Here is a 20671-nt window from a genome sequence, read left to right as displayed (position 1 = left end):
CCTGGCGGCGGTGCACCGGATGCCGGGGGCGGCCCCTCCATGGGAGGGAGGCGGCCGCCTCCGGCCGGGGGTCAGGACAGGGTCGGGACGATCGCGCGGACCTTGGCCGCGATCTCGGCCGGCATCGGGGCGTAGTCGGCGTCGGTGAGGACCTTCTGGCCCTCGTCGCTGATGGCGTAGTTGAGGAACGCCTTCAGGGTCGGCAGGGTCTCCGCCTTGTTGCCCTTGTCGCAGGCGATCTCGTAGGTGACGAGGACCAGCGGGTAGGCGCCCTCGGCCTTGGTGGCGTAGTCGAGGGAGAGGGCCACGTCGTTGCCGGTGCCCTTGACCTTGGCGGCGGCGATGGCCTTGGAGGCGTTCTCCGAGGTGGCGGCGACCGGGGCGGAGGCGCCGGTGCTGACGCTGACCGTGGAGATCTTGTTGGCGGTGGCGTGCGAGAGCTCGAAGTAGCCGATGGAGCCCTCGGCGCCCTTGACGGCCTGGGCGACGCCGGAGGAGCCGTTGGCGGCCTGGCCGCCGGGGGCGGGCCACGACTTCGTCTTCGGGTCGTACTTCCAGTCGGCCGCGGCGGCGGTCGAGAGGTACTTGCCGAGGTTCTGGGTGGTGCCGGACTCGTCCGAGCGGTGGAACGCCTGGATGGTGGAGTCGGGGAGCTTGACGCCCGGGTTCAGCTTGGCGATCACCGGGTCGTTCCACTTGGTGATCTTGGTGTCGAAGATCTTGGCGATGGTGGAGGCGTCCAGGACGAGGTTGTCCACACCCTCCAGCTTGTAGCCGATGGCGATGGGGCCGCCGACCATGGGCAGGTTGACGCCCGTGCCGCCCTTGCAGATCTTCTTCGACTCGGCGACCTCTTCGTCCTTCAGGGCGGAGTCGGAGCCCGCGAAGGCGACCTGGCCCTGGTTGAACTTGGTGATGCCGCCGCCGGAGCCGATGCCCTGGTAGTTGATCTCGACGCCCTCACAGGCGGCCTGGAAGTTCTTGACCCACAGGTCCATCGCGTTTTCCTGCGCGCTGGAGCCCGCGGCGAGCAGCTGGCCCTTGGCGCCGTCGCACTTGATGTTCGACGCGGCGTTCGAGGTCTTCTCGCTGCCGCCCTTGGTGGGCTCGGTGTTGTTGTCCGAACCACACGCCGACAGGACCAGCGCACCGGAGACGACGAGGGCACCGATCGCGGAGGCGCGAAGCCCGTTCTTGCGCGAAAGCTTCACTTTCGGGTGTTCCTTCCAGAAGCCGCCGGGCCCGGACCGGATGGTCCGTCGCTCCGTGGGCGGCGCGTGTCGGGTTGTGGGTGCATCGTCAGGCTCCGTGCACCCCGTAAGGCCGAAATTAGGCAGATCAGGTGAAGCCGCCAACCGTGGAGAGTGAACGCGAGGTGAACCGTGCCGTAAGCCACGGTGCGGCCAGGCACGGAGTGCCGGGCACCGGGTGCCCGCGCGACCCCGGCGGCGGGGTCTAGCAGGCGTCGCGCGGCTGTATGTCCGGGGTCGCCGCCGTCGCCAGGAGGGCGTCGAGCAGCGCGCGGTCGCGTGGCTGGGTCAGGCGGGTACGGGCCTCGTCCGGCGGCAGCCAGCACAGCCGGTCCACCTCCCGGCCGGGCACGAACGCCCCGCCGAGGGCGCGGGCCGCCCAGTAGACGACCTCCTTGGGGCGGCCGGCCACCGGATAGCGCACGGTGGGGAGCCGGGCGCCCAGCTCACAGCGGTGCCCGGTCTCCTCCAGGACCTCCCGCACCGCGCACGCCTCGGCGCTCTCCCCGCGCTTCCGCTTCCCCTTCGGATGCGACCAGTCGTCGTACCGCGGCCGGTGGACGAGCGCGATCTCGATGCCCCGCCCCGGTCCCGGGGCGGGGCGCCACAGGACGCAGCCGGCGGCCAGGACGGGGGGCGGGGCGGGGGTGGTCACGGGACGGGGGCGGGAGTGGTGAGCCAGGCGTGCTGGAAGGCGAAGCGGGCGGCTTCGACCTCGTGGCGCTGATCGGCGTGGAGCACGCCCAGGGCGTACGCGGTGGCGGGGGCGATGCGGGGGGTACGGGCCGCGGCGGCGGCGGCCGCGCCGGCTTCCGCGGCGTCGCGGTGGCGGTCCAGGGCCCGGGCCGCCTCGTACAGGGAGGCGTCGGGGCCCTCGCCGAGGGCCGTCACCTCCGTGGCGTACCGGTGGAGTCTCAGCAGCAGCCGGGTGTGGTGCCAGGGGGCGTCCTGGTTCTCGCCGGCGGCCAGGGCCAGCGCCTCCGCGTTGTACGGGTGGGCGGCGCGGTGCAGCGGCAGCGCGTCGACCGCGTCGAGGAGGCGGCGGCGGGCGACCGAGGCGGAGGCGTCGAGCACCTCGGGGGCGGGGGCCGCGCCCGCCGGGCCGAGCGGCACCTCGGAGGCGAGCAGGGCGACGGCGTCGGCCAGCGCGTGGAAGCGGGAGGAGCCGAGGGCCTGGAGGGCGGCCGAGTGGGCGCGGGTCCTGGCCAGCGTGAGCTGCCGCTCCAGGAGGGCGCCGGCCCGGGCGGCGCCGACGGTGAGCCCGGCGCTCTCCGAGCCGCGGGCGGCCGGCACCGGGCCGGGGCCGCCGGCCAGCCGGTTCAGCGCGTCCATGAGCCGGACGAGCCGGGAGGTGCACGCCTGTTCCAGGGCGAGGGTGCCGGAGAGCCAGGCCAGCTCGGTCCTGAGCTGGTCGGCCCAGGGCGCGTCGAGCAGCGGCCGGTAGGTGTGCAGGCTTCCGCTGATGCGGCGGGCGGCCGCCCGCAGCGTGCCGGCGGCCTCCTCCGCTCCGGACGTGTCCGCGCCGCTCTCGCCGTGCTGCCGCAGGCCGCGGAGGAAGTCCGCGGCCCGGGCGTGCAGGTAGGGGGCCAGGACCTCGCCCGCGGTCAGGTCCCGCGCGGCCGGCGCGGTCTGCGTGGCCCGAGTGGCCTGCGGGTCGTGGGTGACCTGCGAGGAATGCGTGGGGTCAGGGTTGTGCACGCCGGCGCCTCCGCGCGTCGATGAGCATCTCCTGCACGTGCCGCAGCGGCTTGCCCTCGGGGTCGGTCGCGTGACGCGTCCAGTTCCCGTCCGGGCCGAGGTGCCAGGAGGAGGTGGTGTCGGACATCCCGGTCTCCAGGAGCCGGGTCAGGGCCGCCCGGTGGGCGGGGTCGGAGACCCGGACCAGGGCCTCGATGCGCCGGTCCAGGTTGCGGTGCATCATGTCGGCGCTGCCGAACCAGACCTCGGGCTCGCCGCCGTTGCCGAAGGCGAAGACCCGGGAGTGCTCCAGGAAGCGGCCGAGGACGGAGCGGACCCGGATGTTCTCGGAGAGGCCGGGGACGCCGGGCCGGACGGCGCAGATGCCGCGGACCCACACGTCGACCGGGACGCCCGCCTGGGAGGCCCGGTAGCAGGCGTCGATGACGGCCTCGTCGACCATCGAGTTGACCTTGATCTTCACGTACGCGGGCCGCCCCGCCCGGTGGTGGGCGATCTCCTTGGTGATCCGCGAGACCAGGCCGTCGCGGAGCGACTTCGGGGCGGTGAGCAGCCGGCGGTAGGTCTCGCGGCGGGAGTAGCCGGAGAGCCGGTTGAAGAGGTCGGAGAGGTCCGCGCCGACCTGCGGGTCGGCGGTGAGCAGGCCGAGGTCCTCGTAGAGCCGGGCCGTCTTCGGGTGGTAGTTGCCGGTGCCGACGTGCGAGTAGCGGCGCAGCAGCTCGCCCTCCTGGCGTACCACCAGCGACAGCTTGCAGTGGGTCTTGAGGCCGACGAGGCCGTAGACGACGTGGCAGCCGGCCTCCTCCAGCTTCCGCGCCCACTTGATGTTGGCCTGCTCGTCGAAGCGGGCCTTGATCTCGACGAGGACGAGGACCTGCTTGCCGGACTCGGCGGCGTCGATGAGGGCGTCGACGATGGGGGAGTCGCCGGAGGTCCGGTACAGCGTCTGCTTGATCGCGAGGACGTCCGGGTCGGCCGCCGCCTGCTCCAGGAACGCCTGGACGGAGGTGGAGAAGGAGTCGTACGGGTGGTGCAGCAGCACGTCCCGCTCGCGCAGCGCCGCGAAGACGTCGGGCGCGGACGCGGACTCGACCTCGGCGAGGTCCCGGTGGGTGCCGGCGACGAACTTCGGGTACTTGAGCTCGGGCCGGTCCTGCGAGGCGACGCCGAACAGGCCGGTGAGGTCGAGCGGGCCGGGCAGCGGGTAGACCTCGGCGTCGGAGATCTTCAGCTCGCGGACCAGCAGGTCGAGGACGTACGGGTCGATGGACTCCTCGACCTCCAGGCGGACCGGCGGGCCGAAGCGGCGCCGCATGAGCTCCTTCTCCAGGGCCTGGAGCAGGTTCTCGGCGTCGTCCTCCTCGACCTCCAGGTCCTCGTTCCGCGTCACCCGGAACATGTGGTGCGCCAGCACCTCCATGCCGGGGAACAGCTCCTCCAGGTGCGCCGCGATGACGTCCTCCAGGGGGACGTACCGCTGCGGGGACGCCTCCAGGAAGCGGGAGAGCAGCGGCGGGACCTTGACGCGGGCGAAGTGGCGGTGGCCGCTGACGGGATTGCGGACGACGACGGCCAGGTTGAGGCTGAGCCCGGAGATGTACGGGAAGGGGTGGGCCGGGTCCACGGCGAGCGGGGTGAGGACGGGGAAGATCTGCTGCCGGAAGAGCGTGAAGAGCCGGGCCTGCTCCTTCTCCGTGAGCTCGGGCCAGCGGATCAGGTGGATGCCCTCGTCGGCCAGGGTGGGGGCCACGTCCTGCTGGTAGCAGGCGGCGTGCCGGGCCATCAGCTCGCGCGAGCGCGTCCAGATCAGGTCGAGGACCTCGCGGGGCTGGAGGCCGGAGGCGGAGCGGGTGGCGACGCCGGTGGCGATGCGGCGCTTGAGTCCGGCGACGCGGACCATGAAGAACTCGTCCAGGTTCGAGGCGAAGATCGCGAGGAAGTTCGCCCGTTCGAGGAGGGGGGTCGTGGGGTCCTCGGCGAGTTCGAGGACGCGTTCGTTGAACGCGAGCCAGCTGCGCTCGCGGTCCAGGAAGCGGCCCTGGGGCAGCTCGCCGGTGGTGCCGTCGCCGTCGCCGTCGTAGCCCTCGTACGCGTCGACGTCGGAGTCGAGGTCGGGTGCGAGGTCGCTCCCGGCTCCGGCGCCGCCGGAGACGGCCTTCGGGCGGTGCGACGCTATGGAACCCAGGGACGGCTGCGGGGACGCGGTGGCGGAGGTCTGGACCGGGACCTCGGCGGGCTGCTGGCTCATGGACCCATTCTTCCGCGCGAAGGGGCCCTCGGGCGCGTCGGAGCGGGCCGTGGGGGAGGGCAGTCTCCCCTTGGGAAGTCTTCCGGGGGAGAGGGCCCCTCCGGGAGTGGTCACGGATCGCTTCATTGCGTGAGCGTCGCAAGCGCGTCTGAATGCTCGGTAACGACGACATGTCGTACGGGAATCGGGGGCAGGGCCTGTCCCGGGCCCCGCCCCCTCCGTTCACCCGTCCGGGTGAAGGCGTCCTAGGGGTGCCGCGCGCGCAGCACCCGGAAGGCGGCGAAGACCGCGAGGGCGGCGAGCGCGAGGACGATACCGGTCTCGATGAGCTGGGTGGGCCAGAAGTGGGATTCGGGGTGGTAGTCGAGGTACTGGGCGGTGATCTCCACGTCGGGGCGGCAGCTTTTCGCGGGAACGTCGTAGCCGCAGAACCAGCCGTCCAGGCGTGATCCGTCGGCGGCGACCAGTCCCTGGGCCATGAGCAGCCCGTTGTCCGGCGCGTACAGGACCGAGGCGTTCTCGATGACGGCCGTGTTGGTGACGGTGAGCGGCGAGAGGAAGTCCCAGCGGTTGAAGTCCATGACGAGCAGCACGATGCCGGTGAGCAGGCCGGCGACGGCCATGGCCGGCAGGGTGCGGCGGACCAGCAGTCCGGTGAGGGCGCCGACGGCGACGGCGAGCAGGGTGTACGCGACGAGCGTGGTGCCGAGGACCATGTACGGTCCCGCGTCGGACCAGAGGAGCCCGTACGAGTCCTCGACCCGGGCCCAGCCGAGGGCGTAGGCACCGGTCAGCACCAGCACGGCGGCGAGCGCCGCGGTGGTGACGACGGTCAGCTTGGCGCGGAGCCAGGCCGCGGGGCTCACCGACTGGGTGAGGGAGAGCTGGTACGTCCCCGACTCGAACTCGCGTGCCACCATCGGGCCGGCGACGAAGAGGGCGACGGCGAACGGGATCGCGAGGCTGCCGTCCGAGAAGGACCGCATGGCGCCTTCCAGCCAGGGGTACCCGCTGTTGTCCTCGGCACGGCCCCAATAGCCGTCCTGCGTCCGCACATCCGGGTACTGCATGTCCCAGATCCGCAGCCCCCCGATCACGACCACGGCCAGGACGGCCACCGCGCCCGCCAGCCACAGTGTCCGCCGGTACTGGCGGACCGTCACCCAGGCGGGGCCCTTGAGGGCGGGGGTGCTCATGCGGGGGCTCCTTCGGGGTGGCGGAGGTGGGCGAGGAGGAGCTCTTCGAGGGAGGGCTCGGAGGTCTCCCAGGGGCCTTCGACGGGGCCCTCGCGGCGGACGAGCGCGGTGAGCTGACGGCCCGTCGTGCGGGAGTCGACGACCGTGTGCGGGGCGAGGTCGGCGACGGGCCCGGTGAGCAGGGTGTGCGCCGCGAGCAGGTCGTCGACGGCGCCGTCGAGGCGGACGCGCCCGCCGGACAGCAGCATCAGGTGGTCGCAGGCGCCCTCCAGCTCGGTGAGGATGTGCGAGGACATGACGACCGTCGTCCCGCGCTCCGCCGCGTCGGACATCAGCAAGCCCATGAGCTGGTGGCGGGCGAGCGGGTCGAGGTCGGCCATCGGCTCGTCCAGGAGCAGCAGTTGGGCGCGCTTGCCGAGGGCGAGCGCGAGGGCGACGCGGGTGCGCTGGCCGCCGGAGAGGTGGTGGACGAGGGTGTCGGAGGAGAAGCCGCCGCCCTCGACGACGCGGAGCGCCGCCGCGTCGTCCCAGCGGCCGGGGTTGAGCTCGCGCCCCATGCGGAGGGTGTCGGCGACGCTGAGCCGGGGGTGCAGCGGCTTGGACTGGGCGACGTAGGCCAGGTCCTCGCGGGCGGGGGCGTCGAGGGTGCCCTCGGTGGGGCGCAGCAGACCGGCGGCGAGGGCGAGGAGGGTGGACTTGCCGGCGCCGTTGGGCCCGACGAGGGCGCAGATCCGGCCCGTCGGGAGGGCGAAGTCGCACTCCCGCAGGGCCCAGCCGCCCCTGCGGCCCCCGTACTTCTTGCCCAGGAGGTCCGCCCGCAGGGCGATCCCCTCGGTGGTCGTGATCACGTTTCCTCGTCCCCCTCGAAGTGCTGTGTCAGTACGGCGGTGAAGAGCGCCGCCACGTCCTCGCGGTCCAGTCCGGCGGCGCGCGCCCGGCGGGCCCACGCGTCGAGCTCGCCCCGGAGGGGGGAGTCGGCGGGGGCGGTGGTGCCGAGCGTGGCGCGGACGAAGGTGCCGAGGCCCCTGCGGGCTTCGACGAGGCCCTCGCGTTCGAGTTCGCGGTAGGCCTTGAGGACGGTGTTCGGGTTGATGGCCGTCGTCTCGACGACCTCGCGTGCGGTGGGCAGTCGGTCGCCCGGCTCCAGGAGGCCCATCCGGAGGGCCTGTTTCGTCTGCTGGACGATCTGGAGGTAGGTGGCGACGCCGCTGCGCCGGTCGATGCGGTACTCGACCACGTCCCTTCCACCACCCTTTCACTAATCAAGTAGTGAAAGGGTGGTGCAAAGAAGGGGGCGGTGTCAACCGCCCCCTTCGTGACGCGTGTTGCCGCTGTTACGACTCCGAGCGGTACATCAGGTCCACCTCGTGGGTCCGGAAGCCCAGGCCCTCGTAGACCCGCAGCGCCGCCGTGTTGTCGGCGTCCACGTACAGCATCACCGTCGGCAGCCCCTCCGCCGCCAGGTGCCGCAGGCCCGTCGCGGTGAGCGCCTTGCCGAGGCCGCCGCCCTGCGCGTCGGGCAGGATCCCGACCACGTACACCTCGCCGAGGCGTTCCTCGGCGTGCGTCTTGGTCCAGTGGAAGCCGACCAGGCGGCCGGTGGCGTCCTCCGCGAGGAAGAAGCCCTTCGGGTCGAACCACGGCTCCGCGATCCGGTCGTCCAGGTCCCGCTGGGTCAGCGAGCCCTGCTCCGGGTGGTGGGCGAAGGCGGCGGCGTTGACCGCGAGCCAGGCCGCGTCGTCCTGGCCGGGGACGAAGGTGCGGATCGTGACGCCCTCGGGGAGGACCGGCTCGGCGACGTCCAGGGGCGCCAGCGGGCGGCGCAGCTGGCGCAGTTCGCGGAAGAGGGTGAGGCCGAGGACCTGCGCGAGGTGGCGGGCGGAGGGCTTGCCGCCGTGCGCCCAGACCCGCAGCCGCTTGCCGGAGGCGCCGAGGAGGGCGGTCCCGAGGGCGCGGCCGTGCCCGCGGCCGCGCTGGTCGGGGTGGATGAGCAGCTCGGCGGCCGGGGCCTCGATGGGATCGGTCTCCTCCAGCTGGGCGTAGCCGTGGAGGCGGGGGCCGACGGTGAGGAGGAAGTGGCGCACGCCGTCGCGCCGGCCGTGACGGAGGTAGAGGCGCCCCTGTTCGGACACGGCGTGCACGCCGTCGGCGCGGTCCGCGGCCGCGAGCAGGTCCATGACCTCCTGGACCTGCTCCGGGGTGAGCTCGTCGTACGTCTGGATCTGCCGTCCCGGTTCGAGGGCCGGCGCCGCGTCGGAAGTCATGGGAAGAACCTACTTGTAACCCGCTCCCCCCTGTTGCGCTACGCGCGTTGACTCTAGGCTGCGTGCGCAGACGGCGGAACGATCAAAGCCGCGAACCGGGCACCGGGAAAAGGGGATCACGGGAGAGATGGCAGTGAACCGCAGGAAGAGCAGGGCGGGGCGGCGGATTCTCGCCGCCGGCGCGGGGCTGGCGACGGTCGGGGCGCTCGTCGCCGCGCTGCCGGCGGGCGCCTCGCAGGACGCGGAGGCCCGGCACGGCTCGAACGGCAAGGGCTGGGGCCGCATGGTCGACGTGCAGCTCCTGTCCTTCAACGACCTCCACGGCCACCTGGAGCCGCCGACCGGTTCCTCGGGCAACCTCAAGCGCGTGAAGGAGGACGGCACCACCGAGGACATCAGGGGCGTCGGCGGCGCCGAGTACCTCGCCACGCACCTGGCGCAGGCGCGCGAGGGCCACCGGTACTCCATCACGGCCGCCGCGGGCGACCTGATCGGCGCCTCGCCGCTGCTCTCCGGGCTGTTCCACGACGAGCCGACCATCGAGGCGCTCAACACGATGAAGCTCGACGTGAGCTCGGTGGGCAACCACGAGTTCGACGAGGGCGCCCGCGAGCTGAGCCGTATACAGAACGGCGGCTGCCACCCGACCGAGGGCTGCTACGAGAAGGGCAAGCGCTTCAAGGGCGCGAAGTTCCCGTACCTCACGGCCAACGTGACGGACGAGAAGAGCGGCAGGCCGCTGCTCGACCCGTACTTCATCTGGGAGAAGGACGGCGTCAGGATCGGCTTCATCGGCGTCACGCTCGAAGGCACCGGGAACATCGTCTCCGCCGAGGGCATCAAGGGCCTGAAGTTCGGCGACGAGGTCGAGACGATCAACAAGTACGCCAAGGTGCTGGAGCGCAAGGGCGTGAAGTCGATCGTCGCCCTGCTGCACGAGGGCGGTCTGCCCGCCTCGGGCGCGTACAACTACGACTGCGACACCCCGGGCGCCGGCGCCGGCATATCCGGCCCGATCGTCGACATAGCCAAGAACGTCACCCCGCAGGTCGACGCCCTGGTCACCGGCCACACCCACCAGGCGTACGCCTGCACGATCCCGGACCCGTCGGGCAAGCCGCGCACGGTCACGTCGGCGGCCTCCTTCGGCCGGCTCTACACGGACACGACGCTGACCTACGACCGGCGCACGAGGGACATCGTCCGCACGGCCGTCTCCTCCGCCAACCACGTCGTCACCCGTGACGTGGACGAGCACGAGAAGATCACCCCCCTGATCAACCGCTGGAAGGCCCTGGCCGCGCCGATCGCGAACCGCCCCGTCGGCCACATCGCCGAGAGCATCGAGAACCCCATCGACGCGGTCGAGAAGCCGATGGGCAACCTGATCGCCGACGCGCAGCTGGCGGGCCTGTCCCCGGCCGACAAGGGCGGCGCCCAGCTCGCGCTGATGAACCCGGGTGGCGTCCGCGCGCCGCTGACCAAGGGCACGGACAGCGTGGTGACCTACGGTCAGGCGTACACCGTCCAGCCGTTCACCAACATGATGACGACGGTCGACCTGACCGGCGCCCAGCTCGTCACCGCGCTCCAGCAGCAGGTCAGCGGCGCCAACCTGGCCTCCCCGAAGGTCCTCCAGGTGTCGAGGAACTTCACGTACACCCTGGACCTGACGAAGGCGGGCGCCGACCGGATCGTGGTCGAGTCGGTGCGGCTGAACGGCGAGCCGCTCGACCCGGCGAAGAGCTACCGGGTCGCGATGAACGAGTTCCTCACGGGCGGCGGCGACGGCTTCCCGGTCCTGGCCACCGGTGCGAACAAGCTGGTCGGCGCGTCGGACCTGGACATCTTCATCGCCTACCTCACGGCCAACTCGTCGGCCGCCGAGCCGCTTCGGGCGCCGGCGACGGGCCGGATCACGGTCATCCGGTAGTCCTCGGCGGATCCTGATCTCTCGAAGACGGGGGCTGTCCCGCGCCGGACCGGCGCGGGACAGCCCCCTCCTCACCGAGGCCGGGTCAATTCGGTGGCGCCGCTCGCCGACCCGTACGACCATGCCCGCATGGAGAGCGGCGAGGGCACGGACGTACAGCGGTGGACCACGTCCACCGTCCACACCGACATGTGGGCCGATCCCGACGACGACCCGCGCGAGAGCGGCGGCGCGGTGGTGACCGACGAGCGCGGCGCGCTCCTCGACGCCCTGCGGCACTTCCGGCTCACCCTGGAGCTGAAGTGCGAGGGCCTCGACGCCGAGCAGCTCGCCCGCCGCTCCGTCCCGCCGTCCACCATGTCCCTGCTCGGCCTGATCCGGCACATGGCCGAGGACGAACGCCACTTCCGCCGGCTCGCGGGCGAGGAGTCGCCCCGGATCTACCGGACCCCGGACGACCGCGAGGCCGACTGGTCCGGCGCCGTCGCCGACCCGGCCGTCGTCGAGGACGCGTGGCGGCGGTGGCGGGCGGAGGCGGAGGAGACGGACCGGTACGTGGCGGCGTCCCCCGACCTGGGCGTGCCGATCGCGGCCGGCGGGCAACTCCGCGAACTCCTCACGATGCAGATCACCGAATACGCCCGCCACTGCGGCCACGCCGACCTCCTCCGCGAACGAGTAGACGGCCGAACCGGCCAATAACCCCCGGCGCCGCGCCCGTCGCGGGCGCTGCCCACCCCCGCTCCGCCGCCGTTTCGTTGTGGGCAATCGTTCCGCTGGGGCGGAACGGGTGGGCACAACGGAACGGCACCCTCTGCGGGTGCCTCCGCACCGGTGCCTGGACCCGCACCACTTGTGCACCGCGCTACGGGTGCGGGTTCAGGCGCGGGAAGCCTAGGCCCGGCAAGGGGCGTCGTCCCGTGTGCCCACCCGTCCCGCCCTGCGGGACGCCTGCCCACACGGGGGTGGGTGCGGCCCGGGGCGCCGGCCCGCGGGGGGCGCGGCCGTCAGGGGGTCGTCGTCGGTGGAGGAGTCGGGGCGCCCGGGAAGCGGAGGGACGCGCACGTGCCGCCGCCGTTCGCGGGGGAGAGGGTGGCCGAGCCGCCCGCCTGTTTCATCGTGCGGGCCACGATCGAGAGGCCCAGGCCCGAGCCGGGGAGGCTGCGCGCGGACGGCGAGCGCCAGAAGCGGTCGAAGACGTGCGGGAGCTCCTCGGGGGCGATGCCGGGCCCGTGGTCCCGCACCGTCAGCTCGCCCCGCATCAGCCTCACCTCCACCGTCCCGCGAGGCGGCGAGAACTTCACCGCGTTGTCCAGGACGTTGACCAGCGCCCGCTCCAACGCCGCCGCCTCCGCCCGCACGTACCACGGCGCCAGATCCGTCGTGAAGGTCAGTTCCGGCCCCCGCAGCCGCGCCCGCTCCAGCGCCGACCGCAGCACCGTGTGCAGCGGCACGACCTCCAGCGGCCCCGGCCGCACCGCGTCCGGACGGGCCAGCTCCTGGAGGTCGCCGATGAGCGCCGCCAGCTCCGTCATCTGCGCCTTCACCGAGGCCATCAGCGCCCGCCGGTCCTCCGGCGGAATCGCCCGCCCGGTCTCGTCGCTGCGCGCGAGCAGCTCGATGTTGGTCCGCAGCGACGTCAGCGGGGTCCGCAGCTCGTGCCCGGCGTCCGCGATCAGCCGCGCCTGCCGGTCCCGCGAGCTCGCCAGCGCCGCCGTCATCTGGTTGAAGGCGCGGGACAGGCGCGCGATCTCGTCCTCGCCCTCGGCCGGGATCCGTACCGTCAGATCCTCCGTCGCCGCCACGTGCTCCACCGCCCCGGTCAGCCGGTCCACCGGCTCAAGCCCTGTCCTGGCCACCCACAGCCCGGCCGCGCCCGCGCCGATGACACCGATCCCGGAGACCAGCAGCAGCACCCAGCCCAGCGTGGACATGGCGTTGTCGATCTCTTCGAGGGGGCGGGCCATGGAGACCGCGAGGCCGGCCACCCGCGGCTGCGGGTAGGTGTAGACGCGCATCTCGCGCCCGTCGGCGTCCTTCACCGTGTGCAGGACGTACGCGAGCGTGCCCCGGGCCACCGCCAGGTCGCCCTCCCCGGCCGGGATCGCCGCCTCGCCCGACGTGCAGACCCCGCCGGTCGCGTCGATGATCTGGACGGTGAAGCCGGCGGCCGGCGGCGGCTCCTCGCCCAGCTGGCACCGCTTGATCAGGCCCTGGACCGCCACCGGGTCGAACCGGGTGTTGCGCAGCGCGGAGTCCATCTCGCCCTCCAGCTGCGCCCGGGTGACGAACCAGCAGGCCGCGGAGACGGCGGCGACCGCGACGGCCACCGCGAAGGCGGTGAGCAGCGCGAGCCGCGAGCGCAGCGGCCGCGACCGGAACCAGACAAGGGGGTTCCTCCGGCGGGCGGGGACCTGCGTCATTCGGTGCCGCCTCCGCCGCGCAGCACGTAACCGACCCCGCGCACGGTGTGGACCAGGCGCGGTTCGCCGCCCGCCTCCGTCTTGCGCCGCAGGTACATCACGTACACGTCGAGGGAGTTCGAGCTCGGCTCGAAGTCGAAGCCCCACACGGCCTTGAGGATCTGCTCGCGGGTGAGGACCTGCCGGGGGTGCGCCAGGAACATCTCCAGGAGGGTGTACTCGGTGCGGGTCAGCTCGACGGGCCGCCCGCCGCGGGTGACCTCGCGGGTCGCCAGGTCCATCCGCAGGTCCTCGAAGGAGAGGACGTCCTCCGGCTCGGTGGCGGCGGCGGACGGGACGGCGTACGAGCTGCGGCGCAGCAGGGCGCGGATGCGGGCGAAGAGCTCGTCCAGTTCGAAGGGCTTCACGAGGTAGTCGTCGGCGCCCGCGTCGAGGCCGGTGACGCGGTCGCCGACGGTGTCGCGGGCGGTGAGCATCAGGATGGGCACGGTCGAGCCGGCGGCCCGGATCCGGCGGGCCGCCGTGAGCCCGTCCATGCGGGGCATCTGCACGTCGAGGACGACGAGGTCGGGGGCGTACGACTCCATGGCGGCGAGCGCGTCGACGCCGTCGACGGCCTCCCGCGTCGCGTACCCCTCGAAGGCGAGGGAGCGGCGCAGGGCCTCGCGCACGGCGGGTTCGTCGTCGACGATGAGGATGCGTTCGGAGTCGTTCGGCTGCCCGGTCATGGTGTCAGCGTCGCACGGAGGAGCGGTCGTGTTCAGCTGTCGCCGCCCGAGCGGAGTGCGTCGAGATCGGCCTTGAGGGTGTTCACCGGGATGGCGAATCCGAGGCCGACGCTGCCGGCCGTGGAACCGCTCGAAGCGCTGGGCGAATACATGGCCGAATTGATGCCGATGATCTCGCCGTTCATATTGATCAGCGCGCCGCCGGAATTCCCCGGGTTGAGCGAGGCGTCGGTCTGGAGCGCCTTGTACGTGGTCTTCGAGCTGCCGGTGTCGCCGTTGAACTCCTGTCCGCCGAACTCGAACGGCCACCCCTGCCGCGGGTCCCACTGCTGACCCTGGCCCTGGCCCTGTCCCTGGGAGCCGGAGCCGGCACCGTCCTCGTCCTTGGCGACCGTGACGTCCCGGTCGAGCGCGGAGACGATCCCACTGGTCACGGTGCCGGTGAGGCCCTCGGGGGAGCCGATGGCGACGACCTCGTCGCCGACCTTCACCTTGGACGAGTCGCCGAGCGTGGCCGGCTTGAGGCCCGAGGCGTCCTTGAGCTTGATGAGGGCGAGGTCCTTGTCGGGGTCCGTGCCCACGACCTCGGCCTGGTACGTCTTGCCGTCGTTCGTCCGCACGGTGATCTCGGAGGCGCCGGAGATCACGTGGTTGTTGGTGACGATCTCGCCGTCGGCGGTGATGATCACGCCGGAGCCGGTGGACTTGCCCGAGGTGGAGCTCGCGGAGATCTCCACGATCGAGGGGGAGACCGCCTCGGCGACCCCGGCGACCGTGCCGGTGCTGCTCGCGGAGACGTTGGTGCCGCTCACCACGGAGGAGGACGCGGTGGTGGCGGGGGAGTCCGAGGCCAGTTGCTGCACCAGGGTCGCGGTGCCGCCGCCGATGGCCGCCGCCGCGATCGCCACGGCCGCCATCAGCCCGACGCCGCGCTTGGCGCGCCGCCGGGAGACGGGCCCGGTGGCGGGGGCGGCGGGCGCGGGCCCGGCCGCCGCGTACGCCGGCTCGGCCGGGGGAGGCGTGTACCCGCCACCGGATCCGCCACCGGACCCGCCACCGGACCCGGACGGCCACACGGTGGTGCCCGGCTCGGTGGCGATCGGACGCGTCGGCTCGTACGGCGGGCGCGGCGGGTAGTACGGCTGCTGGGGCTGCTCGTGGTCCGTCATGGCTCCGACTCTCGGCCCGCGAGATGAGAAGCGTCTGAAGACCGCCTGAGAAGCCCGACAGAACCCTGTATGCCCGAAATAAAGACCCGGGCGGCGAGGGTCCGGAGCGTCAGCGGCAGCCGCAGGAGCGGCGGACGACCAGGGCCGAGGGGAACTGCTTGACGCGTTCGCGGCGGGAGCCGGAGACGCGGACCGAGTCGTCGAGGACGAGGTCGACGGCGGCGCGGGCCATCGCGGGACGGTCGGAGAAGACGGTGGTCAGCGGCGGGTCGGTGAGCGCCGCCTCCTTCACGTCGTCGAAGCCCGCCACCGCCAGCTCGGTCGGCACGTCTATGCGCAGCTCGCGGGCGGCCCGCAGCACGCCGAACGCCTGGTCGTCGGTGGAGCAGAAGATGGCCGGCGGCCTGTCCGGGCCTGCGAGCAGCTTCAGGGCCACCTGGTAGGCGTCGTAGCGGTTGTACGGGGCCTCGAAGAGCCGTCCCTCGACCGGGCGGCCGGCCTCCAGCATGGCGCGCCGCCAGCCCTCGACGTGGTCGGCGACCGGGTCGCCGACGGCCGGGGTGTTGGGGACGCCGCCGAGGCACGCCACGTACGGGTGACCGTGCTCCAGGAGGTGACGGGTGGCGAGCTGGGCGCCGCCGATGTCGTCGGTGACGACGGCCACGTCGTCGATCGCCTCGGGCCGCTCGTGCAGCAGCACCACGCGCGCGTCCCACGCCTCGATCTCGCTCGCGGCCTGCTCGCTCATGCCCTGGCTGACCAGGATCAGCCCGGACACCCGCATGCCGAGGAAGGCGCGCAGATAGTGGATCTCGCGCTCGGTCCGGTAGTCGGAATTGCCGACGAGGACCATCTTCCCGCGCTCGGCGGCGGCCTGCTCGACCGCGTGCGCCATCTCCGCGAAGAAGGGCTGGCGCGCGTCCGGGACGATCATGCCTATGAGATCCGTGCGGCGGGACGCCATCGCCTGGGCCACCCGGTCGGGCCGGTAGCCCAGCTCCTTGATGGCGGCGAGGACACGCTCGCGCGTGGCCGGGGCGACCGGCCGGGGTCCGTTGTTGATGACGTAACTCACGACCGCGGTCGAAGTACCCGCCAGTCGCGCTACGTCATCCCGCGTCACCTTGGCCACGCGCGGAAGTCTACGCGGGGTGACCTAGCTACCGGCAGGTCGCACTGTGGCATACGCCACGTTACGGTCCCCCTAACGGGTGGTGTCGGCCGTGGCGTCCTTGACTCCGGCGCCGGAACGGGCCTCTTCGCGGGCGTCCTGTCCCGGTTGCGCCCCCTTCGTCCCGACGGAGGCGTTCGCGGACTCCTTCGCCTCCTTCGCCTCCTTGGCGCGCGCCTCCTCGGCGGCCCGCTCCACCTTCTCGGGCGTCACGAAGCGGTAGCCCACATTGCGGACGGTGCCGATCAGCGACTCGTGCTCGGGGCCGAGCTTGGCGCGCAGCCGCCGCACGTGTACGTCGACCGTCCGGGTGCCGCCGAAGTAGTCGTACCCCCACACCTCCTGGAGCAGCTGCGCGCGCGTGAAGACCCGGCCCGGGTGCTGCGCCAGGTACTTCAGCAGCTCGAACTCCTTGAAGGTCAGGTCCAGGACCCGGCCCTTCAGCTTGGCGCTGTAGGTGGCCTCGTCGACCGACAGGTCGCCGTTGCGGATCTCCATCGGGGAGTCGTCCGCGACGATCTGCTGGCGGCCCAGCGCCAGCCGCAGCCGGGCCTCGACCTCGGCGGGACCGGCGGTGTCCAGGAGGACGTCGTCGATGCCCCAGTCCGCGGTGACCGCCGCCAGGCCGCCCTCCGTGACCACCAGGACCAGCGGACAGCCGGGGCCGGTGGAGCGCAGCAGCTGGCAGAGCGAACGGACCTGCGGAAGGTCGCGCCGCCCGTCGACGAGGATCACGTCGGCGCCGGGGGTGTCCACCAGCGCCGGCCCCTCGGCCGGGGCCACCCGCACGTTGTGCAGCAGCAGGCCGAGTGCGGGGAGCACCTCGGTCGACGGCTGGAGGGCGTTCGTCAGGAGCAGCAGAGAACTCATCGGGCCTCGCCCCCTGCCAGGGTCGGCCGGCTCGTCGGTCGGTCGTGCTTCGTACGCTCGTCCATGACGTCGGTTCCTCCTCGGTCCCTGCGAGGACAGCTGCGGTACTTCTCGGGTACTGCGGGTCTCACCTGTGGCTCTCGCGCCCTGAGAGCTTTTGTTCATCCGTCCGTAACAACGGCCGGGAAACGCAAAAGGACCCGGTGGCGACGTCGCCCGGATCCCTGCCTAGGAGAATAGCCCACATGAGTTCCGAGGCAGAGGGCCGATTTCACATGATGGATGTCTCCTCGCTCACTTCCGGACCTCGCCGCGCAATGCTGCGGACGGAGGACGGTGTCCGTATCGAGGCGGTTCACGAAGCCTTCCCCGCCAGTGTCACCGACACCGCCGTCGTCGTCGCGCACGGCTTCACCGGCTCCGCCGACCGGCCCGCCGTCCGGCGCGCCGCGGAGGTCCTCGGCCGGCACGCGGCCGCCGTCGTCACCTTCTCCTTCCGCGGCCACGGCGGCTCCGGCGGCCTCTCCACCCTCGGCGACCGCGAGGTCCTGGACCTCGCCGCCGCCGTCCGCTGGGCCCGCGAACAGGGCCACGCGCGCGTGGCGACGGTCGGCTTCTCCATGGGCGGCTCGGTCGTCCTGCGCCAGGCCGCCCTCGACCGCGGCACCGGCGCCGGGCCCGACGCGGTCGTCTCCGTCTCCGCCCCCGCCCGCTGGTTCTACCGGGGGACGGCCCCGATGCGCCGCCTGCACTGGATGGTCACCCGCCCGGCGGGCCGCCTCGTCGGCCGGTACGGGCTCCGCACCCGCGTCGACGCCCGCCCCTGGGACCCGGTGCCGCTCCCGCCCGTCGAGGCCGTCCCGCTGATCGCCCCCGCCCCGCTCCTGCTCGTCCACGGCGACCGGGACGCCTACTTCCCCCTCGACCACCCCCGGATGCTCGCCGCGGCCGCCCCCGCGGGCGCCCCGGTGGAGCTGTGGCTGGAGCCGGGCATGGGCCACGCGGAGAACGCGGCGGACGAGGGGCTGCTCGACCGGCTCGGCGCCTGGATCGTCCGCCGATAGCCCATCATGGGGAGCGGCGCGCACACGAACGAAGGGAGCGCCGCTATGGCAGCGGGAACCATCCGCTACTGGGCCGCGGCCAAGGCCGCCGCCGGGATCGCCGAGGAGCCGTACACCGCCGAGACCCTCGCCGAGGCCCTGGACGCCGCCCGCGCGGACCACCCGGGCGAGCTCGTCCGGGTCCTCCAGCGCTGTTCGTTCCTCGTCGACGGCGACCCGGTCGGCACCCGGAGCCATGAGACGGTACGGCTTGCCGAGGGCGGCACGGTCGAGGTGCTACCGCCGTTCGCAGGAGGGTGAACCCCACAGCATGAGCAATGAGCAGCAGTACGGCGGCCGGCCGTACGACCCGAACGCGTACGACCCCTCGGTCACCCAGACCTGGGAGGGCCAGACCTGGGACACCACGTACCAGCCCGCGGTACGCCCCCAGGAGCAGCCGCAGCAGCCGCAGCCGTACGGGTACGACCCGGCGGCGGCGGGGCAGCAGCAGCCGTACGCGTCGTACGGGCAGGAGGCGTACCCGCAGGCTCGGCACCAGCCCCACCCGCAGGCGTACGCCCAGGAGCCGTACGGCCAGGGGGCGTACGCCCAGGAGCCGTATCCGCAGGCTTACGCCCAGCAGCCGGTGCCGGAGGCCCATGAGCCGGTCCCGGCAGCTCCGGCACAGGCTCCGGCCCAGGTGGCCCAGCACGCGCCCGCGCACGCGCCCGTCGCCGTCGCCGAGGACGCCGCCGGGCCCGTCGCAGGAGCCGCATCCGGGCCCGCGTACTCCTCGCCGACCACCTCCGGGAACACGCGCATCACCGACGCCCAGCGCGCGCGTGCCGAGGGCCGGTCGCCGATCATCGAGCCCGGGATGCGGCCCGCCGCGCTGACCGCCGCCCTCGGACTGCTGCTCGCCGGCGGCGCCTCGCTCGGCACGTACGGACTCCTCCTGCCGCTGGTCGCGCTCCAGGCGCTGACCGCCGCCGGCTGGTTCCGGCTCAACGGCATGTGGCCCGCCCGGCAGGGCATCGCGCTCGCCTTCCTCGGCGGGCTCGTCGCCGACGGCGCCCTGCTGGCCACCGGCCGCGAGCACGCGGCCCCCGCGATCCTCGGCACGCTCGGCGTCTGGGTCCTGCTCAGCCTGGTCCTCCAGCTGCGCAGCCACGCCGACCCCGACGAGCGGATGTACGGCCTCATGGCCACCATCGCCTCCGCGGCGCTGACCGTCCTCGCCGCCGGGCACCTCGGCGCCGAGCCGGACGCGGTGGTGGCCGGCTCGGCCGCGGTCGCGGCGACCGTCCTCGCCCGCGCGCTCCCGCTGCCCGGCCCCGTCTCGCTCGTCGTCTCGCTGCTCGCGGGCGCCGGCGCGGGCATCGCCGCCGGCACCCTCAACGGCATGGGCGCCTCCGGGGCGCTCCTGGGCCTCGCCACGGGCGTCTGCGCCCTCGTCGGGCTGCGGGTGGCCAGCTACGACTACCCGTCCCGCTTCGTGCACATGACGGCCGGTGTGGCCCTGCCGCTGACGGCCGCCGCCCCCGCCGTGTACCTTCTCGGCCGCGCCCTGGTCTGACCCGGCGGCACGGCCCGCCCGGGCCGACCGGGAACCGTCCGGCCCCCCTGCACGTCGATCTTCGTGTCGGGGGGCCGGCCCACATCACGGCGACACTGACGAACTGGCGACGGGGGAAGAGACAGCCATGCGAGCACTGCGGATCCTGCTGGTCGTCGCGGTCGTCCTGGGCGGGCTCCTGGTGGGCGCCGACCGGCTGGCCGCCGCCTGGGCCGAGTCCGAGGTCGCCGGACGCGCCTCGCTCGCGGGCGGCAGGACCGAGTCGGTCGAGGTCGACATCAAGGGCTTCCCCTTCCTCACCCAGGCCGCGGACAAGCGCTTCGGCGAGATCGAGGTGGTCGCCCGGGGCGTCCACACCCAGGCCGGCGGCAAGCCCGTCCGGATCGGCGAACTCACCGTCGACCTGCGGGACGTGACCGTGAACGGCGACTGGAGCGGCTTCCGGGCCGGCTCGGCGGACGGGACGGCGCTCATCTCGTACGCGGACCTCGTCGCCGCCTCCGAGCGGGCGACCGCCATGGAGTACGGCGGGCCCGGCAAGGTGAAGGTGACGGGCAGCGTCGAGGTCCTGGGCCGCACGGTGACCCGTACCGTCACCTCCTCGGTCACGCTGGTCGGCGGCGACACCATCAAGGTCCGCGCCGACGAGGTGCCCGGCGAGGGCATCCCCGTCCTGGAGGACCTGATCCGCGAGCGCACCGACTTCGAGCGCCCGCTCGGCCGCGTCGCCGGCATGCGGGTCGCGAAGGTGGAGCCGCGCCCGGAGGGGCTGGCGGTCACGGTGACCGGCCGGGACGTCGCCATCGCGGGCTGAGACGGCCCCGTTTTCACATACTGAGACGACCTCGTCCGATCCGCAGAAGCGCGGGGCGGGCGGCGGTGCGGCGGGGGTCCGGGCCTCCTCCGACCCCTCGCGCGTCTCATTCTTCGGACGATCGTGTCTCACGATACGACACGCCGGTGACACGGTCGCCTGTCCGTCCCTACGATCGACGGCATGAAGCGACAGGCGGATCTCACGAAGCGGCGGGCAGTAGACCTGTGCCGCATCGCCGCCATGCTCTGTCGCTCCGTCTGAGCGGGACGCGCTCCGCGCCCG

The 20671-nt window shown here is 73.0% G+C and carries 19 protein-coding genes; 6 read left to right on the top strand and 13 right to left on the bottom strand.

The genetic code is table 11. The features are described from left to right. Positions 1 to 71 precede the first annotated feature (71 nt). The 8 genes from pstS to mshD form a co-directional block, all read right to left on the bottom strand. Positions 72 to 1211 carry a phosphate ABC transporter substrate-binding protein PstS gene (gene pstS / locus ACFXMG_RS18050; RefSeq protein ID WP_383828665.1) on the bottom strand — a complete coding sequence of 380 codons (1140 nt, stop codon included), beginning with the start codon at positions 1209 to 1211 and terminating at the stop codon, positions 72 to 74. Between the two features lie 244 nt (positions 1212 to 1455). Beyond that, on the bottom strand, positions 1456 to 1905 hold the full coding sequence (locus tag ACFXMG_RS18045; protein ID WP_383828663.1) for an NUDIX hydrolase: 450 nt from the start codon (positions 1903 to 1905) through the stop codon (positions 1456 to 1458). Then, a complete protein-coding gene (locus ACFXMG_RS18040; RefSeq protein WP_383828707.1) occupies positions 1902 to 2858 on the bottom strand; it encodes a CHAD domain-containing protein in 957 nt (318 codons plus the stop codon). Before ACFXMG_RS18040 ends, ACFXMG_RS18045 begins: the two co-directional genes overlap by 4 nt. Positions 2859 to 2934: 76 nt before the next feature. Beyond that, positions 2935 to 5196 (bottom strand): RNA degradosome polyphosphate kinase, encoded by a 2262-nt coding sequence (locus ACFXMG_RS18035; protein ID WP_383828661.1) that lies wholly within the window; start codon positions 5194 to 5196, stop codon positions 2935 to 2937. Between the two features lie 245 nt (positions 5197 to 5441). Then, positions 5442 to 6392 (bottom strand): ABC transporter permease, encoded by a 951-nt coding sequence (locus ACFXMG_RS18030; RefSeq protein ID WP_383828659.1) that lies wholly within the window; start codon positions 6390 to 6392, stop codon positions 5442 to 5444. Beyond that, on the bottom strand, positions 6389 to 7240 hold the full coding sequence (locus ACFXMG_RS18025; RefSeq protein ID WP_383828657.1) for an ATP-binding cassette domain-containing protein: 852 nt from the start codon (positions 7238 to 7240) through the stop codon (positions 6389 to 6391). Before ACFXMG_RS18025 ends, ACFXMG_RS18030 begins: the two co-directional genes overlap by 4 nt. After that, the gene (locus ACFXMG_RS18020; protein WP_383828655.1) at positions 7237 to 7629 is read right to left on the bottom strand and encodes a GntR family transcriptional regulator; all 393 of its coding nucleotides are present in this window, start codon (positions 7627 to 7629) and stop codon (positions 7237 to 7239) included. Before ACFXMG_RS18020 ends, ACFXMG_RS18025 begins: the two co-directional genes overlap by 4 nt. A gap of 97 nt (positions 7630 to 7726) precedes the next feature. Beyond that, complete coding sequence (mshD, locus tag ACFXMG_RS18015) at positions 7727 to 8656, bottom strand: mycothiol synthase (RefSeq protein ID WP_383828653.1); 930 nt, start codon at positions 8654 to 8656, stop codon at positions 7727 to 7729. A 127-nt stretch (positions 8657 to 8783) separates the two neighbouring features. Here mshD and ACFXMG_RS18010 point away from each other — a divergent pair, with 127 nt between their 5' ends. Beyond that, positions 8784 to 10589: a bifunctional metallophosphatase/5'-nucleotidase gene (locus ACFXMG_RS18010; protein ID WP_383828651.1), complete on the top strand. Its 1806-nt coding sequence runs from the start codon at positions 8784 to 8786 to the stop codon at positions 10587 to 10589. Between the two features lie 129 nt (positions 10590 to 10718). Beyond that, positions 10719 to 11291, top strand: a complete 573-nt coding sequence (locus tag ACFXMG_RS18005; RefSeq protein ID WP_383823557.1) for a DinB family protein — start codon at positions 10719 to 10721, stop codon at positions 11289 to 11291. A 305-nt stretch (positions 11292 to 11596) separates the two neighbouring features. On the opposite strand, the gene ACFXMG_RS18000 is transcribed toward ACFXMG_RS18005, so the two are convergent. From ACFXMG_RS18000 to ACFXMG_RS17980, 5 genes are all read right to left on the bottom strand, one after another. Next, positions 11597 to 13012, bottom strand: a complete 1416-nt coding sequence (locus tag ACFXMG_RS18000; RefSeq protein WP_383823382.1) for a sensor histidine kinase — start codon at positions 13010 to 13012, stop codon at positions 11597 to 11599. Then, positions 13009 to 13740 (bottom strand): response regulator transcription factor, encoded by a 732-nt coding sequence (locus tag ACFXMG_RS17995; RefSeq protein WP_383823385.1) that lies wholly within the window; start codon positions 13738 to 13740, stop codon positions 13009 to 13011. The genes ACFXMG_RS18000 and ACFXMG_RS17995 overlap by 4 nt, the downstream gene beginning before the upstream one ends. Positions 13741 to 13772: 32 nt before the next feature. Beyond that, positions 13773 to 14909, bottom strand: coding sequence for a S1C family serine protease (locus tag ACFXMG_RS17990; RefSeq protein WP_383823388.1), 1137 nt, complete (start codon positions 14907 to 14909; stop codon positions 13773 to 13775). Positions 14910 to 15018: 109 nt separating this feature from the next. Next, positions 15019 to 16041 carry a LacI family DNA-binding transcriptional regulator gene (locus ACFXMG_RS17985; RefSeq protein WP_383823391.1) on the bottom strand — a complete coding sequence of 341 codons (1023 nt, stop codon included), beginning with the start codon at positions 16039 to 16041 and terminating at the stop codon, positions 15019 to 15021. Positions 16042 to 16113: 72 nt separating this feature from the next. Then, positions 16114 to 16950, bottom strand: coding sequence for a response regulator transcription factor (locus ACFXMG_RS17980; protein ID WP_383823394.1), 837 nt, complete (start codon positions 16948 to 16950; stop codon positions 16114 to 16116). Positions 16951 to 17195: 245 nt separating this feature from the next. On the opposite strand from ACFXMG_RS17980, the gene ACFXMG_RS17975 reads away from it, so the two are divergent. From ACFXMG_RS17975 to ACFXMG_RS17960, 4 genes are all read left to right on the top strand, one after another. After that, on the top strand, positions 17196 to 18014 hold the full coding sequence (locus ACFXMG_RS17975) for an alpha/beta hydrolase family protein (protein ID WP_383823397.1): 819 nt from the start codon (positions 17196 to 17198) through the stop codon (positions 18012 to 18014). Between the two features lie 45 nt (positions 18015 to 18059). Beyond that, a complete protein-coding gene (locus tag ACFXMG_RS17970; protein WP_383823400.1) occupies positions 18060 to 18314 on the top strand; it encodes a MoaD/ThiS family protein in 255 nt (84 codons plus the stop codon). Between the two features lie 10 nt (positions 18315 to 18324). Next, positions 18325 to 19572: a hypothetical protein gene (locus ACFXMG_RS17965; RefSeq protein WP_383823403.1), complete on the top strand. Its 1248-nt coding sequence runs from the start codon at positions 18325 to 18327 to the stop codon at positions 19570 to 19572. A 127-nt stretch (positions 19573 to 19699) separates the two neighbouring features. Next, complete coding sequence (locus ACFXMG_RS17960; RefSeq protein ID WP_383823405.1) at positions 19700 to 20386, top strand: DUF2993 domain-containing protein; 687 nt, start codon at positions 19700 to 19702, stop codon at positions 20384 to 20386. Positions 20387 to 20671: the final 285 nt, after the last annotated feature.

The organism is Streptomyces sp. NPDC059201, assembly GCF_042754585.1.
Classification (GTDB): Bacteria; Actinomycetota; Actinomycetes; order Streptomycetales; family Streptomycetaceae; genus Streptomyces.
The sequence above is the reverse complement of the archived record's forward strand: the minus strand, read 5'-3'. Positions and strand labels throughout refer to the sequence as shown.